The organism is Peribacillus sp. SIMBA_075 (genome assembly GCF_046534585.1).
This window is the reverse complement of sequence record NZ_JAWRYN010000795.1, coordinates 1-265: the sequence shown is the minus strand read 5'-3', so window position 1 is coordinate 265 and position 265 is coordinate 1. Positions and strand designations below refer to the sequence as shown.

Sequence of the window (265 nt, the reverse complement as noted above, 5' to 3'; positions counted from 1 at the left end):
GAGACCATCCAGCCACATTTGATAAGCATAATTGTCCTTATGCCAAAATCCGCCCTCAGACGTGCGATTGAGCGTACGATAAAGTCCGCGCAGCTTCTCCGCTGCAAGCATATACCGCTTCTCTCCCGTTCTTTCGTAAAGGGGGAATAAAATGAGTCCTGCCTGGATCGCATCAAGCTCATCCCTGCGAAATAACAGATTTCCGTACTCATCAATGAGTGAGTCCGCATAATTTTTCACATAATCGAAATACGCCTCATTCCCC

At 47.2% G+C, this 265-nt stretch carries 1 protein-coding gene; it reads right to left on the bottom strand.

Annotation, left to right across the window (positions count from 1 at the left end):
- On the bottom strand, positions 1-265 hold a 265-nt coding region (locus SB775_RS30395), incomplete at both ends, for a glycoside hydrolase family 88 protein (protein ID WP_410864979.1).